At 70.4% G+C, this 15457-nt stretch carries 15 protein-coding genes and 1 riboswitch; of the genes, 5 read left to right on the forward strand and 10 right to left on the reverse strand.

All coding sequences use genetic code 11. The annotated features are described in order from the left end of the window. Nucleotides 1-22: 22 nt before the first annotated feature. The 4 genes from KOD61_RS03735 to KOD61_RS03750 all read right to left on the reverse strand — a co-directional run bounded on the left by KOD61_RS03735 (nt 23) and on the right by KOD61_RS03750 (nt 4592). Entirely contained in the window at nt 23-2017 is a 1995-nt protein-coding gene (locus tag KOD61_RS03735; RefSeq protein WP_215219717.1) for an AsmA family protein, read from the reverse strand. A gap of 12 nt (nt 2018-2029) precedes the next feature. Then, nucleotides 2030-2404 (reverse strand): hypothetical protein, encoded by a 375-nt coding sequence (locus KOD61_RS03740; RefSeq protein ID WP_215219718.1) that lies wholly within the window; start codon nt 2402-2404, stop codon nt 2030-2032. Between the two features lie 86 nt (nt 2405-2490). Continuing rightward, the gene (locus tag KOD61_RS03745) at nt 2491-2907 is read right to left on the reverse strand and encodes an MliC family protein (protein WP_215219719.1); all 417 of its coding nucleotides are present in this window, start codon (nt 2905-2907) and stop codon (nt 2491-2493) included. An 80-nt stretch (nt 2908-2987) separates the two neighbouring features. Beyond that, nucleotides 2988-4592, reverse strand: coding sequence for a peptide chain release factor 3 (locus KOD61_RS03750; protein ID WP_215219720.1), 1605 nt, complete (start codon nt 4590-4592; stop codon nt 2988-2990). 161 nt (nt 4593-4753) lie between these two features. Between KOD61_RS03750 and KOD61_RS03755 the strand changes: the two genes are divergently transcribed. After that, entirely contained in the window at nt 4754-5863 is a 1110-nt protein-coding gene (locus KOD61_RS03755; protein WP_215219721.1) for an HDOD domain-containing protein, read from the forward strand. Nucleotides 5864-5986: 123 nt separating this feature from the next. On the opposite strand, the gene KOD61_RS03760 is transcribed toward KOD61_RS03755, so the two are convergent. Further along, nucleotides 5987-6967 carry a peptidoglycan DD-metalloendopeptidase family protein gene (locus KOD61_RS03760; RefSeq protein WP_251370649.1) on the reverse strand — a complete coding sequence of 327 codons (981 nt, stop codon included), beginning with the start codon at nt 6965-6967 and terminating at the stop codon, nt 5987-5989. A 1-nt stretch (nt 6968) separates the two neighbouring features. Next, entirely contained in the window at nt 6969-8099 is a 1131-nt protein-coding gene (locus tag KOD61_RS03765; RefSeq protein ID WP_215219722.1) for an NHL repeat-containing protein, read from the reverse strand. Nucleotides 8100-8230: 131 nt separating this feature from the next. Further along, nucleotides 8231-8351, forward strand: a riboswitch (SAM riboswitch). A 68-nt stretch (nt 8352-8419) separates the two neighbouring features. On the opposite strand from KOD61_RS03765, the gene metX reads away from it, so the two are divergent. From metX to KOD61_RS03780, 3 genes are read left to right on the forward strand one after another with little or no spacing between them, the layout of a single operon-like run. Then, complete coding sequence (gene metX / locus KOD61_RS03770; protein WP_215219723.1) at nt 8420-9484, forward strand: homoserine O-succinyltransferase MetX; 1065 nt, start codon at nt 8420-8422, stop codon at nt 9482-9484. Next, nucleotides 9481-10698: a cystathionine gamma-synthase gene (gene metB, locus KOD61_RS03775; RefSeq protein WP_215219724.1), complete on the forward strand. Its 1218-nt coding sequence runs from the start codon at nt 9481-9483 to the stop codon at nt 10696-10698. The genes metX and metB overlap by 4 nt, the downstream gene beginning before the upstream one ends. Further along, nucleotides 10695-11819 (forward strand): homoserine dehydrogenase family protein, encoded by a 1125-nt coding sequence (locus KOD61_RS03780; RefSeq protein ID WP_215219725.1) that lies wholly within the window; start codon nt 10695-10697, stop codon nt 11817-11819. Before metB ends, KOD61_RS03780 begins: the two co-directional genes overlap by 4 nt. Here the strand turns inward: KOD61_RS03780 and KOD61_RS03785 are convergent. Next, nucleotides 11806-13203 carry an L-serine ammonia-lyase gene (locus KOD61_RS03785; protein ID WP_215220275.1) on the reverse strand — a complete coding sequence of 466 codons (1398 nt, stop codon included), beginning with the start codon at nt 13201-13203 and terminating at the stop codon, nt 11806-11808. The two genes, KOD61_RS03780 and KOD61_RS03785, sit on opposite strands and share 14 nt — an antisense overlap. Nucleotides 13204-13318: 115 nt before the next feature. Between KOD61_RS03785 and KOD61_RS03790 the strand changes: the two genes are divergently transcribed. After that, nucleotides 13319-13609, forward strand: a complete 291-nt coding sequence (locus KOD61_RS03790) for a glutaredoxin family protein (protein ID WP_215219726.1) — start codon at nt 13319-13321, stop codon at nt 13607-13609. Nucleotides 13610-13612: 3 nt separating this feature from the next. Here KOD61_RS03790 and KOD61_RS03795 read toward each other — a convergent pair whose 3' ends face one another. Genes KOD61_RS03795 through KOD61_RS03805 form a run of 3 tightly spaced genes read right to left on the reverse strand, consistent with a single transcriptional unit; the run spans nt 13613 to nt 15422 of the window. After that, a complete protein-coding gene (locus KOD61_RS03795) occupies nt 13613-14185 on the reverse strand; it encodes a YceI family protein (protein ID WP_215219727.1) in 573 nt (190 codons plus the stop codon). Next, nucleotides 14185-14760, reverse strand: coding sequence for a cytochrome b (locus KOD61_RS03800; protein ID WP_215219728.1), 576 nt, complete (start codon nt 14758-14760; stop codon nt 14185-14187). Before KOD61_RS03800 ends, KOD61_RS03795 begins: the two co-directional genes overlap by 1 nt. Further along, nucleotides 14757-15422, reverse strand: a complete 666-nt coding sequence (locus KOD61_RS03805) for a YceI family protein (protein WP_407074581.1) — start codon at nt 15420-15422, stop codon at nt 14757-14759. Before KOD61_RS03805 ends, KOD61_RS03800 begins: the two co-directional genes overlap by 4 nt. Between the last annotated feature and the right edge of the window lie 35 nt (nt 15423-15457).

Below are 15457 nucleotides of genomic sequence, written 5' to 3' on the forward strand. Positions count from 1 at the left end.
ACAACCGCGGCATCGCGCCTGGTCACTTGGCGTAGCGCCCGCCGCAGGACGCATCCTCTCCGGGGCCGAGCTCGAGCGTTGCCAGCAGCGCGGCCGGCGGGGCGATGTTGCCGAGCGTGAGTGCAATTGCGGCACGCAGGCCGATGCGCCCCATGTCCGGACGCAGGTCCGGGTTGGCAAAGCTCCCATCCACCAGCAGCGGTGAGCGGAACGCGAAGAGGCTGCGGTCCTTCGGGCGCGGCTTGATCACCAGGTCCAGCCGCTCGTCCTTGAGATTGATCGTGCCTTCGCCGACCAGGAGGGTGTCGGTGGTGTCGAACGCCAGCGAGCGGGCGGTCATGACCCCGCCGGCGACGCTGAAATCACCGAACGCGCAGCGCACCGGGATCAACCGGTCGTCGGTGAGCTTGAACTTGATGATCTCGGCCAGGTCGATGCCGGCCATCTCCATCAGCAGGTTGCTGATGCGCCCGCGGCCCATGCCGACCGCCACTTCGCCGTCGCTGCTTCCAAGCATGGCGGCCACCGAGTTGCCGCTGCCGGCCAGCTGCACGTGGCCCCCGACCTTGCCTATCGCGTTCTTCGCCAGTTCGACCTCCGGCAGCAGGCTGGACAGGTCCAGCCCGCTGGCGTTGACGTCGGCGCGGGTGCGGATCGGGGATTCACGCGCGTCCATGCGGATGGTCGAACGGATGTCGCCGCCGGCAACGCCGAAGTTGAGCGGGTCCAACCGGAGCAAGCCGTTCTCCAAAAGCAGGTGCGCGTCCATGTCGTCCAGTGGCAACGATGGGGCGTTGATGCGCGCCGCCCGCAGCCGCACGTCGGCATCCATCGCCTGCAGCTTGTCCAGTTCGTACGGGGTGTCGGGCAGCACGCGTCCGCTCGACTGTTGCTGGCTTGCCCGGGCGGCGAGTTCGGGGTTGGACGACTCGCCCCCGCCGGTGTCGGGGGCGCCGCCGACGAAACCGGCCAGGTCGTCGAAGTCGAGCCGGCGGGAGTGGAGGTCCGCGCGCAGGTAGGGGCGTGGGCCGCCGGTGTCGACGTTGGCATCGCCGGCAAGGTCGCTGTCGCCGACGGTGCCGTCGAACCCGTTGTAGAACCACGTGCTGCCGTCGCGGGCGAAATGGCCATCGAGGTTGTACGGCGGCGTGTCAGGCAGCGCGATACCGAGCAAGGGGTAGAGGTCGGCGAGGTTGTTGCCGCCCAGCGCGAGCTGCAGGTCGAAGTCGCGCAGGCGCAGCGGGTCCAGCAGGGTGCCGCGGGCATGCGCGTGGGTGTCGCCCGCCCGGGCGCGGGCATCGATGCGGTATGGGCTGTCGGGGTCGCGCAACTCCAGCGGCGACTCGGCCGTGCCCTCCAGGGTGAACGCGTTGCCCTGCCAGCGCCCGCCTCCCTCGACCAGGATCGGCGGTGCCGCGTCGCCTTTGCCTGGTTTCGCGGTGGCGATGTCCACCTTGATGTCGGTGTCGTTGGCGGCATCGAGGAACGCCAGCTCGCCTTCGTCGACCCGGATGCGGCGGAACTCGACCTCGCCATCGCCAGGCTCGCCGAATTTCCAGTTACCGCCCTTCACGCCCCGCTCGAGGTTGAGCCGCGGCGCGGCCAGCCGGATGTCGGGGATCAGTACCCGGCCGCGCAGCAGCGGCTTGATCGCAATAGCCAGCTCGAGTTTCCGGGTGGTCGCCATGAGCGGCGTGCTGGCCCAGTCCGCATTGCCGAACGAGAGATCCTCCGCGGTGATCACGGGCACCCAACCCAGGTCGACGTCGAGGTTGCCCCCGATCTCGAAGTCACGCCCGGTGCGCGCCTCCACCTGGCGTTCGATCGGACCCTTGAACCAGTTCCAGTCCCAAAGCACGAGCAGCACGATGATGGCCAGCGCCAGCACTGCAAGCGCCGTCAACCACGGGTGGCGGACCACCTGCTGCCTGGCGCGCGCGCCAGCGGAGGCGGGCGGAGTCCCGTCCGTCTCCGTGTGCTGGGGGTCGGGTGAGCCGCTTGGTGTCGGGGTGGCCATTGGCCGGAGCGGTCAGTCGGCCCGACATGCGATGGGGCCGCCTTCATCCTGGCCAAGTACTGCGCCGCCGTCCTCCACCGCGAACTCGAGCGCCTCGCCAGCGAACAGCGGCGGGCTGCGGTCGTCGATGCGCTGCAGTTGGATCACGCGCCCGTCGTCGGCGGTGACCTCCACCACATCGCCCTTGACCGCCACGTTCCAGCCGCCATCGCAGCTGTAGCGCATGGTCACGGCTTCGTCGTCCGGCACGGTGGGCTCGACCGGGGCGGCACCGGGCTCGGTCACCACCGGGGCCTCAAGGTCGGCATCGGGTTGGGCGTTGCAGCCGACCAGTGCGAAGACCGCAAGGTAGGACACGAACAACAGGGTCGGGCGAGTGATGGCCATGGCGCCGCTCCGTGATGACTGGGTCGGGTTGGGCATCCACCTTCGACAGCCGCCGATCAAGCGCGGGTGAATGCGTTGTCCTGCATTCAGTCCGTCCCGCCGTCCCGGAGGCACGTGACGGGGTCGCCGCCGCCACGCGACAGTTGCAGGCGGTCACCATCGCGCTCGATGAAGGCGTCGCCGCCTACGTACACATCGCTTCCGCCGGCCGAGGCCGATTCGGCGCGTGGCAGGGTCCGCGTTGTTCCGTCGGGGAGCCGGACGGTGGCGTCGTAATGGCCGAAGCGCGCTTCGACCAGGCTGCCCTCGTCGCAGCGGTACGTCGCGTGGTCCGGGTCGCCGCTGGCCACATCGACCGGCAGGGGCGAGGGAGCCTCGGGTGTTGCCGTCCCGGCCGCCACGGGTGGGGCGGCCGGAGGCGGGGCGTCCGGCCCGTCACAGGCCGCCAGCACAGTGGCGGCACCCAAGGTGGCAACCAGCAGCGGAACGCAGCGATGCCTCATCGCCGGACCTCTCATGGTGGGAGACCGGCCCGAACCTAGCGCCCGCCATGCCAGCGCCGCGTGAGCGCGTGGCCGCCGGTTCAGTCGGCCGCCACCGCGTGGGCATGCTCGCGCGTGGCCAGGAATTCGACCTCGGGCGCGCGCTCCTGCGCCAGCTGCAGGTTGACCCGCGTCGGCGCCAGGTAGACCAGCTGGCCAGCGGCGTCGACGGCGAGGTTCATCGCGTTCTTGTCGCGGAATTCCTCCAGCTTCTTCTCGTTGCCGCAGCGCACCCAGCGCGCCGTTGCAATTGTCACCGGCTCGAAGATCGCGTCGACGCCGTACTCGTCCTTGAGCCGGTAGGCGACCACGTCGAACTGCAGCACGCCGACGGCGCCGAGGATCAGGTCATTGCTCATCAGCGGCCGGAAGAACTGGGTCGCGCCTTCCTCGCTGAGCTGGGCCAGGCCCTTCTGCAACTGCTTGAGCTTGAGCGGGTCGCGCAGGCGCGCACGGCGGAACAGCTCCGGCGCGAAGTTGGGGATGCCGGTGAACGACAGCTTCTCGCCCTCGGTGAACGTGTCGCCGATGGAGATCGTGCCGTGGTTGTGGATGCCGATCACGTCGCCGGAGTACGCGCTCTCGGCGATTTCGCGGTCGCTGGCCATGAAGGTCAGCGCGTTGGCGAGCTTGAGGTCCTTGCCGCTGCGCACGTGGAAGGCCTTCATGCCGGCGGTGAACTTGCCCGAGCAGATCCGCATGAACGCGACCCGGTCACGATGCTGCGGGTCCATGTTGGCCTGGATCTTGAACACGAAGCCGGTCAGCTTGTCCTCGGTCGGCGCCACTTCACGGCCGGTGGTGGCGCGTGGGCGCGGCGACGGCGCGTGGCGGACGAAGAAGTCCAGCAGCAGCTGCACGCCGAAGTTGTTGACCGCCGAGCCGAAAAACACCGGGGTCTGCTCGCCGGCGAGGTAGCGTTCCAGGTCGAACGGGTGGCTGGCGCCCTGCACCAGCTCCAGTTCGTCGCGCAGCTCGGCCAGGGCCGGCGCGCCGATCGCCGCTTCCAGCGCCGGGTCGTCGATCGAGGGGAAGATGGTCGAGTCCTGGCGGGTGAAGTTGCGCCCCTGCTCGTACAGGTGCACCTCGCCGCTGACCAGGTGGACCACGCCCTTCAGCCGCTTGCCCATGCCGATCGGCCAGGTGACCGGCGCGCACTGGATGCCCAGTACCGACTCGACCTCGTCGAGCAGGTCGATCGGGTCCTTGCCCTCGCGGTCGAGCTTGTTGATGAAGGTCATGATCGGCGTGTCGCGCAGCCGGCAGACCTCCATCAGCTTGATGGTGCGCTCCTCCACGCCCTTGGCCACGTCGATCACCATCAGCGCCGAGTCGACCGCGGTCAGCACGCGGTAGGTGTCCTCGCCGAAGTCGGCGTGGCCGGGGGTGTCGAGGAGGTTGACGATGTGGTCGTCGTACGGGAACTGCATCACCGACGAGGTCACCGAGATGCCGCGCTCCTTCTCCAGCGCCATCCAGTCCGAGGTGGCGCTGCGGGTGGTCTTGCGCGACTTCACCGAGCCGGCCATCTGGATCGCGCCGCCGAACAGCAGCAGCTTCTCCGTCAGCGTGGTCTTGCCCGCGTCGGGGTGGGAAATGATGGCGAAGGTGCGGCGGCGCAGGGCTTCTTGGGAAACGTCGGACATGGGCGCGGCGCGCGCGGGCGCACCGGGAGGCAAGGGGAGGGCGCGGATTATAGCGGTTGGCCGAAACTGCCCACGCAGTCACACATGCGGCCATTCAGTCGACGCGGCAATGGCCGATACCGCTAGCGGAGGCGGGACACCGCAGCGCGAGAGGAATCAAGGTGCAGATTGTCATCGTGGGGAAAGAGCGCGGTCGGGCCAGCGAGCTGGATCAGGCGCTGTCGGATTTCGGACTGGACTGGAACGCCCGCTGGCTCGAGGACGCCGCCACGCTGCTCGACAACGGCGCAACGGCCGTGGAGGCCATCGACGTCGTCGTTTGCGAGATGCAGGCGGGCGACCGTCGTGGCACCGAGGTACTGGCCGCCCTGCGCGAGCGCCACCCGGAAGCAGTGCGGATCCTGCTGCTCGACGACGGCCAGGACGCCGACGCCCTGCGTTCGATGGCCAGCGCGCATCGCCTGCTGCGGCAGCCGCTGGACGCGGGCGAGCTGATCGAGGCAGTCGAAAGCGTAGTCGAACTGCGCGAACTGCTGGACAACCCGGTGCTGAAGGAGGCGGTGGGCCGGATCGAATCGCTGCCGCCGCCGCCCAAGCTCTACCTCGACCTGACCCAGCTCTTGCGCGACCCCGAGACCAGCAGCGCCGAAGTCGCCGAACTGCTGTCGCAGGACCCGGTGCTGGCCGCCAAGATGCTACGGCTGTGCAACTCGGCGTATTTCTCGGCCGGGCGCGTGGTCACCGACATCCGCGCCGCGGTGACGCGTTTGGGCCTGCAGAACACCCAGCAGCTGGTACTCGCGACCGAGGCCTTCGGGACCCCGGCCGAGGTCGACGGGATCGACCGCGAAGCGATGCAGGCGCGCGCGCTGCGCACCTCGCGGCTGGCCGCGCAGATCCTCGGCGGTTCCAGCGCCGAACTGGCCGCGACCGCCGGCCTACTGGCCGAAGTCGGCCGGCTGCTGCCGGGGATGCGCAGCACGCTGCCCGACGGCACCGAGCAGAACCCCGAGGGCCCGCATTTCGCCGAGGCCGGTGCCTACCTCCTCGGCCTGTGGGGCCTGCCGATGCCGATCGTCGAGGCGGTCGCCAACCACCACCAGCCGGGCCGCATGCGGATGTCCGGCTTCTGGGTCGCCGGTGCGGTGCATGTGGCCGCGGCGCTGGTCGCCGATACCCCGGTCGACGAGGCCTACCTGCGATCGGTCGGCCAGATCGACAAGCTGCCGAAGTGGCGGCTGCTGGGCGCGCAGCTGTCCGAGGCGGCGTAGCTGGTAGGCGTTACCCGCCAGGCGGAGGAGTCTGCCCACGGACCCGGGTCTGTTGGAGCGGCTTCAGCCGCGATCGGATGATCGTGCGCCCGTGTCACTCCACGATCGCGGCTGAAGCCGCTCCTACAAGGAGCTTCCCGGGGCGTTTCGGGCGGCGGACGGCGCGTCCGCACCAAGATCCAGCAATCCGTCCGGCCCCGCCATCCGGAAGGGCAGCGACACCAGCCGCATGCCGCGGTTCACCTGCACCACGAAGTGCAGGTGCGGCCCGGTGCTGAAGCCGGTGTTGCCGGATACGCCGACCTGCTGCCCGGCGCGCACGTACTGGCCGCTGCGCACCAGCACGCCGCCGGACGCGAGGTGGGCGTACAGCGCCATCGATCCGTCGTCGTGCAGGACGCGGACGAAGTTGGCACGCCCGGCGTAGCGGTCGCGGTCCAGCCCGGTCTGGCCGAAACCGCCCTCGGTTTGCATCACCACGCCCGCACGGGCGGCCAGTACCGGCGTGCCCACCGGGGTCGCGAAGTCGATCGCGTAGCGATTTTCCGGGTCGCCGTGGCTGAAGCTGCCGCCGTGCCCCTGGTCGACGCGCGCGGTGCGCGCCTGCAGCGGCAGCCGGTAGACCACGTCGCGCGGGGCCGCGCTGGGGTGGCCGGGCAGGCTGTCCATCCGCAGCTCGAAACCGGTGGCGCGGGTGCGGTCGGGTGTGTACAGCTCGGCGACCAGCGTGCTGGCGCCGGCGGCGACGGTGGCGCGGGCCGGCAAGGCCGGGCGGCTGTCGACGTTCTCGCGGCGGCTGTAATGCAGCATCACCTCGATCGGCCCGGCCAGGCTGTTGTCGGCCCAGGCGTGCCAGCCCCCGTCGACCGGCTCGATCCGCAGCCGGGCGATCGGCGCGGGCTCGACCGGGACCGGGATGGTGGTGACCCGCGTGTCGGGTGCGGGGCGCCGGTCGCCGTAGTGGGTGACGCCGTCGGCATCCGTCCACCGGTAGACCTGGCCCGCGTGCGCGGGCACCAGCAGGGCGATGGCTACGGCCGTCGTTGCGATCAGCCGTTGGAGGATCCGCGTCCAGGTACGGCTGCTGACCGACGAGGCGTCCACGTCAACCGCCGCACTCCGCTGCCAGCCCCAGCCCGCGCGCGATCAGCTGCAGGTCGAACGCCGCGACCGCGGAGTCGGCATGCACCGCGAACAACGCCCCATGGGGAAACGTCGGGGTGCTCGCGGCATGCACCACCACGCCGTCGGTGAAGGCGGTGGTCTCGCCGCGGAAGCTGCCGGCCGGGCGCAGGCTGTCGCGCTCGAACAGGTGGAACACGGTGCGCGGCTCCAGCTGGTCGACCGCCAGCCAGTAGCCCGTCTCGGCGCTGCAGGCCCATAGCGCGACACCCTCGGCCTCGGCGGCGAACATGTCGTGCGGCAGGCTCTTCCCGGTCGCGCGGCCGTCGAAGCGGTACTCGCGCAGGGTCGAAGCGATGCCGCCGTCGGCGGTCAGGAAGCGCTCGTCGGCGATCAGCAGCCGCTGGCGCGACGGGTCGCCGGCGATCGACTCGACCACGTGCAGCGCGTCGGCGCCGGTGTCGCCGAACGAACCCGCGTAGCGGCTATGCAGCCGGCCGTCGGCGTCGTGGCGCACCCGGTAGCGACGCACGCGCTGGTCGAGCTCGGCCGCCGGCGGGACCACGTCGTAGCGCTCGCCATACATGAAGTTGTCGGTGACGTAGACCTCCAGCTCACCCGGCGCGATCTCGTTGATCCACAAGCCGTACGGACTGCGCAGCTCGGCGTGGCCGAAGCTGCCGGTCGGCTCGAACCCGGGCAACGCAAGCACCTGCACGCGCCGGTTGTCGCGCTCGGCCACGAACAGGTGGTCGCCATGCACCGCCACGCCGTTGGGGCGGTCGAACCGGCCCTCCCCGGTACCCGGCCCGCCCACGGCGCGCAGCTGCTCGCCGCTGTCGGCGTCGAACACGAGCAGGCGATCACTCGATTTGGCAGTGGCGATCAGCCAGGTGCCGCCGTCCGGGGTTGGCCAGGTCGCGAGCGAGTCGAGCTCGTCGCCCGGCGCGGCGTGTGCGAGGTAACGCTCGGTGAGCGTCACCGGCGCGGGACCGATGGCGGATGTGGAAGCCGGATCCACCACAGGAGCGCCGCCGGGAGCGGGGGAATGGAGCGGCGTGGCGCAGGCCGCGAGCAGCAGGACAGGCGCGAGCAGGGGAAGACGCAGGTTCATGGGCGCGAAGTGTAAGTGCTGCCCGCGGATTTGAACGGGCCGGAAATGGCGACATGCAACCGATTTGATAGATCGCTTCATACGCATGAAGCGATTGACATGGTCCGGAGCCGGGAGCAGAATCCGCCGCACATCCATCGAGACCGGCTGAGGGACAGGCCCTTTGAAGCCGGGGCAACCCAGCGGCGCGCAAGCGTCGCGAAGGTGCCAATTCCTGCGGACGCCGGCTGGCCGGTCTCCGGAAGATGGTTGCGCGCGGTCCCTGCGGGGAGCGCGTGTGCCCGTCAGCTCGATGGCTCCGTCCCTCAAAGGAAGCCACCATGAGCCTGCAGATCCTTTCCGTTCCGTCCCGGCCCCGCACCGGCCCGGCTGCCGCCCGGGTGGTCGGTGACGCGCTGGACGCCGCGTGCGCGACCCGCGTCGGCACCCCCCTGGTCGCCCGCGGTGAAGTCGATGTCGTCCTCGATCTACGCCATGCCGGTCGCCGTGCGCTGACGCTCCGCTACGAGCGGTTCGGCGATGTGACGCTGCCGACGGTTTTCGTTGCTGGCGGCATTTCGGCCGACCGCCACGTCGCCGCCAGCGCCGCGCTGCCCGGCCGCGGCTGGTGGGACGCGCAATGCGGCGACGGCAAGGCGCTGGACCCGCGCCGGCACAGCGTGCTCGCGTTCGACTGGCTGGGTGCGGACGGATGCCTGGACGTGCCGCTGGACCCGGCCGACCAGGCCGACGCCATCGCGGCCCTGCTGGACGCACTGCGGGTCGAGCGCCTGCAGGCGTTCATCGGTTGCTCCTACGGCGCAATGGTGGGATTGCAGTTCGCCGCCGCCCATTCCAGCCGGCTGTCCCGGCTGGTCGCCATCAGCGGCTGCCACCGCTCCCACCCGCACGCGAGTGCGTGGCGCGCGCTGCAGCGACGCGCGGTCGCGCTGGGCGCATTGCAGTGCGACGACAGCCATGGCCTCGCGCTTGCGCGCCAGCTGGCAATCCTCAGCTACCGCACGTCGGCGGAATTCGACCGGCGCTTCGAGGCCGCCACGGTGGTCGGCGACCGGGTGCGTGTGGGGGCCGAGGACTACCTCGACCATTGCGGCGCGACGTTCGCCAACCGCTTCGCGCCGACCGCGTTCGTGCGCCTGTCGGAGTCGATCGACCTGCAGGCGCTCAACCCCGAATCGATCCGGGTCCCGGTGACGGTGGTGGCGGTCGCCGACGACCGGCTTGTCCCGGTGTCCGATGCGGTCGAGCTGGCCGAGCGCCTGCGCGGCGACACCCGCCTGCATATCCTGCAGTCGCTGTATGGCCACGATGCCTTCCTGAAGGAGGGGCCGGCGATTTCCGCTATCCTCTCCGAGGCGCTGGCCGGCCAGGAGGTGGCGGCATGAGCGTCGACCAGCTCCAGGTCCCCGCAGGCGCCGGCCGCGGGTGTACCACCGCGGTGCGCGCCGGGATCGACCATGACACCGCGTTCGGTGCGGTGACCCCGCCGCTGGTGCTGTCGAGCAACTTCAGCTTCGCCGGCTTCGGCGAGAAGCGCAGCTACGACTACAGCCGGAGCGGCAACCCGACGCGCGACCTGCTGGGTGACGCACTGGCAGAGTTGGAGGGCGGTGCGGGTGGCGTGGTAACCGCCAGCGGCATGGCGTCGATCGCGCTGGTGCTGCACGCGCTGCTCAAACCCGGCGACCGCCTGGTCGTACCGCACGACGGATACGGCGGCAGCTGGCGGCTGTTCAATGCACTCGCCGACAAGGCGGCGTTCGAACTGGTCACGGTCGACCTGACCGACCCGCGTGCACTGGCCGGGGCACTGGCCGAACGGCCGGTCGTGGTTTGGATCGAGACGCCGTCCAACCCACTGCTGCGCATCACCGACCTGCGTTTCGTGATCGAGGCCGCGCACGCCGCCGGCGCGCTGGCGGTGGTCGACAACACCTTCCTGTCGCCGGCGCTGCAGCAGCCGATCGCGTTCGGCGCCGATGTCGTGGTGCACTCGACCACCAAGTACATCAACGGCCACAGCGACGTGGTCGGCGGCGCGGTGGTGGCGGCCAGCGCGGCGCTGCACGAGCGCCTGTCGTGGTGGGCCAATTGCCTGGGCATCACCGGCTCACCGTTCGACAGCTTCATGACGCTGCGCGGACTGCGCACTCTGGATGCCCGCCTGCGCGTCCACCAGGAAAACACCGCGGCGCTGGTCGAGTTGCTGGACGGCCACGCAGCCGTGCGCGCACTGCATTGGCCGGGCCGCGCCGCACATCCGGGTCATCTGATCGCCGCCCGTCAGCAAAGCGGATTCGGCGCGATGCTCAGCGTGGAAATCGAAGGCGGCGAGGCCGGTGTCCGGGCCTTCCTCGACGGGCTGCGCTGCTTCACCCTGGCCGAGTCGCTCGGCGGGGTGGAAAGCCTGGTCGCGCATCCGACCACCATGACCCACGCGGCAATGTCGCCAGAGGCGCGCGCGGCGGCCGGCATCGGCGACGGACTGCTGCGTTTCTCGGTCGGGATCGAGCACGCCGACGACCTCCGGGCCGATATCGCCGCGGCGCTGGACCGGGTCGTCGCGCTGCAGGGGCAGCCGAAACGGAGCAGCCGGTGAGCGCGCGTATCGCAGCGGTGCACGCGCCGCGTTCAACCCGGCGCTTCCCGGAGGTGCGACTCGCACTGCTTGGCACCGGCACGGTCGGCACCGCCGTGCTCCACCGGCTGGCCGCGCTGCAGGACGAAGGGCATGGTGCAGTCCTGTCGCTGTGCTATGCGGGCAACTCGCGCTTCGCGGCGCGTTCGGCAGACGGCCTGTGTCCACGGACGATGACCGGCCTGGCGACGAGGCCGGTACGCGGTGGTGAGCCGCCCGGGCTGGCCCGGATCGACGACGCGCTGTGCGGCCAGGTCCCGCGCATCGTGCTCGACGCCACGGCCAGCGACGCGGTTGCCGCGCAGCACGCAGGCTGGTTGTCGCGTGGCATCCACGTGGTGACGGCCTGCAAGCTCGGGCAGGGCACGTCGCTGCAACGCTGGCGCGCGATCAATGCCGCCAGCCAGTCCGCCGGCAGCCACTACGGCGACAGCGCCACCGTCGGCGCCGGGCTGCCCCTGCTGCGTTCGATCCGCGACCTGCGGGCCGGTGGCGACCGCATCCACGCGGTTGCCGGCGTGCTCTCCGGATCGCTGGCGTGGCTGTTCAACCACTACGACGGCAAGCGGCCGTTCTCGGGCTTCGTGCGTGACGCCCGCGACGCGGGCTACACCGAACCCGACCCCCGCGAGGACCTGTCGGGCGAGGACGTACGACGCAAGTTGCTGATCCTGGCCCGCGCCGCCGGTGTGGAGCTGGAGGCCGACGCGGTCGAGGTCGGATCGCTGGTGCCGCCGGACCTGGCACAGGTAGAGGCAGACGAACTCGACACCCGGCTCCAAGCGCTCGACCGGCCGCTGCGCGAGCGCTTCGCCGAGGCGTATCGCCGTGGCGAGAAGCTGCGTTTCATCGCCCGGCTTCAGGACGGCCGTGCGCGCGTCGGGCTGGAGTCGCTGGCCGACGACCACCCTTTGTGCGGCGGAACCGGTACCGACAACCGGCTGGCGATCTGGTCCGACCGTTACGGCACGCAGCCGCTGGTGATCCAGGGCCCGGGTGCGGGGGCAGGGGTCACCGCGGCGGCGCTGCTGGACGATGCGCTGCGGATCGCCGCGCAGTCCGGGGCGATCAGCACTCGATGACGTTGACCGCGAGGCCTCCGCGGCTGGTTTCCTTGTACTTGTCCTTCATGTCGTTGCCGGTGTCGCGCATCGTCTTGATGACCTTGTCCAGCGAGACCTTGTGCTTGCCGTCGCCGCGCATCGCCATGCGGCTGGCATTGATGGCCTTGACCGAGCCCATCGCGTTGCGCTCGATGCAGGGAATCTGCACCAGGCCGCCGATCGGGTCGCAGGTCAGCCCGAGGTTGTGCTCCATGCCGATCTCGGCGGCGTTCTCGATCCGGCTCGGGCTGCCGCCGAGCGCCGCGGTCAACCCCGCGGCGGCCATCGAGCAGGCCACGCCGACCTCGCCCTGGCAGCCGACTTCCGCGCCCGAGATGCTGGCGTTCTCCTTGTAGAGGATGCCCACCGCGGCCGCGGTCAGCAGGAAGTCGCGCACGCCCTGCAGGTTAGCGCCGGGGATGAAGTGGTCGTAGTAGTGCAGCACCGAGGGGATGATGCCGGCCGCGCCGTTGGTCGGCGCCGTCACCACGCGGCCGCCTGCGGCGTTCTCCTCGTTGACCGCCAATGCGAACAGGTTCACCCAGTCCAGCATCGTCAAGGGGTCCTCGGTCGCGGCTTCCGGCCGCGCGACCAGCTCGGCGTGCAGCAGTGGCGCGCGCCGGGTGACGTGCAGTCCGCCCGGCAGCGTGCCGGACGAACGGATGCCGCGGTCCACGCACGAGCGCATCGCCGCCCAGATCTCGTCGAGCCCGGCGTCGATCTCTGCGCGCGTACGCCAGACCTGCTCATTGGCATACATCAGTTCGGCGATCGTGATGCCGTGGGCCGCCACCTGCGCCAGCAGCTCGTCGCCCGAGTTGAACGGGTAGGGCACGTCGGTCGTGTCGGCCACGATGCGGTCCTCGGCCGCCTCGTCCTGGTTGACCACGAAGCCGCCACCGACCGAGTAGTAGTCGCGCGTCGCAATCACTTCGCCATGGGTGTCGTAGGCGGTGAAGCGCATGCCGTTGGTGTGGAACGGCAGCTTCTGGCGCTTGTTCATGATGAGGTCGTGCTTCTCGTCGAAGCCGATCTCGTGGCGGCCGAACAACCGGATCCGCTTGCTCGCGCGGATGCGCTCAAGCGCCGACGGGATCACGTCCGGGTCGATCAGGTTGGGCCAGTGGCCCTCCAGCCCCATCAGCACCGCCTTGTCGGTACCGTGGCCGCGGCCGGTCAGGGCGAGCGAACCGAACACCTCGGCGCGCACCCGCGCGGTCCGCGCGAGATCGCTGCCGTCACCCGCGCCGCCCTCGATCAGCCAGCGCTCGATGAAGCGCGCGGCCGCCCGCATGGGCCCCACGGTGTGCGATGAACTCGGCCCGATGCCGATCTTGAACAGGTCGAACGTGCTGACAGCCACTGCGCCGATGCTCCCGCCGACGGTGTCGGCCACGGGGCCGGTCGGGGGACGCGGCCATGGGCGGGTATTCTACGGCCCCGCGCTCGCCGCTTAAGGCTTTGCCAGCCGTTTCTCCATGCCCGACGCCGCCACCGATGCACCCGTGCTGGTCCTGTTCCAGCGTGATGACTGCCACCTGTGCGACCTCGCGCTGGAGGTACTCGCCGCTGCCCGCTCGCCGGAGTTCCAAAGCGTGTTCATCGAAGGGGACGCGTCGCTGGAGGAGCGCTACGGCGCGCGCGTGCCGGTGTTGCGCGATCCGGCTGCCGGTCGCGAGCTCGACTGGCCGTTCGACGTGGCGGGCGTGCGTCGTTTCCTTGAGGACGCGCCGGACGTACTGGACCTGCCGCGGCCTCCGACGGGGTGAGGATCAGTCGACCGGCTGCAACCGCACCTTCGTGCTGATCGCAACCGGGTTGGGCAACAGCGACAGGTCGGCCCAGTCGCCACCGCCGACATTGAAGTCGAGCCGCTGCACCGTCGCCTTCCCGTCCAGCACCGCGGTCGCGCCATCGGTGAAAGTGAATGTCAGCGTGGCCGGATGGACGACGCCGCGCAGGCTCAACTCGCCGTCCGCGGCGTAGCGGCCATCGCCCAGGTCGCGGAATCCACTGGCGGTATAGCGCGCCTGCGGGAACTTCGACACCGCAAAGAAATCCGGTCCCTTCAGGGTCGAGTCGCGGTCGGCGTTGGCGGTGGTCGCGCTGGCAAGCGGGATCACGACGTCGAGCCGGGCCGCCGCGGGATCGGCCGGATCAAAACTGAGCGTGGTGGTGAACTGGCCGAAGTGGCCGCTGAACACCTCACCGTCGTACTGCGTCGCGAACGCCAGCGTGGAACCGGGGGCCTGCACGTAATCGGCAGCCGATGCCGGTGCGATGGCCAGCAGCAGGGCGGCGGCGGACACGGGCACGGAAAGGCGGGCAAGGGCGGGACGCGACATCAGGAAACTCCGGGATCGGTGGGGCGACGGCGCCGCGGCAGCATCCGCCGCAGGGTGTCGTCGCGCTGGAAGACATGGTGGTAGAACGCCGCGGCGGCATGGCCGATGACTACCAGCAGCAACACCCAGAACAGCCATTCATGTGCGATCTGGCCGAAGTCGCTGAGCGCCTCGTCCGGCGGGCTGAGTTTCGGCACCTCGGCCAGGCCGTACCAGCGCAGCGGCCGCAGCCCGCTGGCGGAGTCGTACAGCCAGCCCGACAGCGGCATCGCCAGGATCAGCGCGTACAACAGCCAGTGGGTCACCGACGCCACCCGCGCCTGCCACGTCGGCGTGCCCGGCAGCGGCCGCGGCGCGCCGGCGTAGAACCGCCAGCCCAGCCGCAGCACCACCAGCGCCAGCACGGTCAGCCCGGTCGACTTGTGCATGTCGTACACCCAGAAGTACTTCGGCGACCGCGGCAGGCTGTCCAACGACAGGCCGACCACCGACAGCACCACCAGCAGCACGACGATCACCCAGTGCAGCAACTGGCTGACGCCGCCCCAGTGGTCGGGTGGATTCTTCCAGCTCATGGTTGTTCCCCTGGCGCGGTGGTGTCGTGGTTGGTCGGTCCTGCCTGCGCTTCGCCGAACAGGCGTTCGGCGAACGAGCGGCTGGCGCGGGTGGCTTCGGCTTCGATGCGCAGCTCAACCGTGTCGCCGATCATCGACGGCCACGCATCGAGGCCATGCGCGCTGCGACTGAGCGTGGCGGTCGCGGAAAAACCGGCGGTCTGCCGGAACGGCGGCATCGGGTGGCGCTCGACCGCGTTGGCGGTGACCTGCATGCACAGCGGGCGGGTGACACCGCGCAGGGTGAGGTCCCCGCACACTTCCGCCCGGTGCGGGTCGAGCGCGGTGACGGTGTTGGAGACGAAGCGCGCGGTGGGGTGGGTGTCGCCATCGAGCAGGTTGGGCGCGAGCGCCGCCCGGTTCCAGTCGGCGTCGCCGAGGTCGAGCCGCGTGATCGGTACTTCGACCACCAGTCGGGCTCCGTCCCACTCCCCGGGCGTGTAGAGCAGGCCGCCCTCGCTGCCCGAGACGGTGCCGATGGCGCTGGAGAAGCCCGCATGCGAAACCGCGAACACCACCCGCGTGTGGACCGGGTCGAGCTTCCATGCTTCCGGTTCGGCGGCCTGGGCGGTTCCGCCGAAGCCCGCGACGCAGGCGAGCACCGCCACCGCAAGGCGGCGCAGGCACGCGGTTGCACGGTCGTGGAGGGCGGAAGACG

Origin of the sequence: Lysobacter luteus, assembly GCF_907164845.1 — a bacterium.
Taxonomy (GTDB): Bacteria; Pseudomonadota; Gammaproteobacteria; order Xanthomonadales; family Xanthomonadaceae; genus Novilysobacter; species Novilysobacter luteus.

Bases quoted from the DNA above. Each gene is read 5' to 3' on its own strand.
- KOD61_RS03745 (WP_215219719.1), bottom strand. From the start codon at position 2,907: ATGAGGCATCGCTGCGTTCCGCTGCTGGTTGCCACCTTGGGTGCCGCC.
- KOD61_RS03795 (WP_215219727.1), bottom strand. From the start codon at position 14,185: ATGTCGCGTCCCGCCCTTGCCCGCCTTTCCGTGCCCGTGTCCGCCGCC.
- KOD61_RS03750 (WP_215219720.1), bottom strand. From the start codon at position 4,592: ATGTCCGACGTTTCCCAAGAAGCCCTGCGCCGCCGCACCTTCGCCATC.
- metX (WP_215219723.1), top strand. From the start codon at position 8,420: ATGAGCCTGCAGATCCTTTCCGTTCCGTCCCGGCCCCGCACCGGCCCG.
- KOD61_RS03800 (WP_215219728.1), bottom strand. From the start codon at position 14,760: ATGAGCTGGAAGAATCCACCCGACCACTGGGGCGGCGTCAGCCAGTTG.
- KOD61_RS03735 (WP_215219717.1), bottom strand. From the start codon at position 2,017: ATGGCCACCCCGACACCAAGCGGCTCACCCGACCCCCAGCACACGGAG.
- metB (WP_215219724.1), top strand. From the start codon at position 9,481: ATGAGCGTCGACCAGCTCCAGGTCCCCGCAGGCGCCGGCCGCGGGTGT.
- KOD61_RS03765 (WP_215219722.1), bottom strand. From the start codon at position 8,099: ATGAACCTGCGTCTTCCCCTGCTCGCGCCTGTCCTGCTGCTCGCGGCC.
- KOD61_RS03790 (WP_215219726.1), top strand. From the start codon at position 13,319: ATGCCCGACGCCGCCACCGATGCACCCGTGCTGGTCCTGTTCCAGCGT.
- KOD61_RS03740 (WP_215219718.1), bottom strand. From the start codon at position 2,404: ATGGCCATCACTCGCCCGACCCTGTTGTTCGTGTCCTACCTTGCGGTC.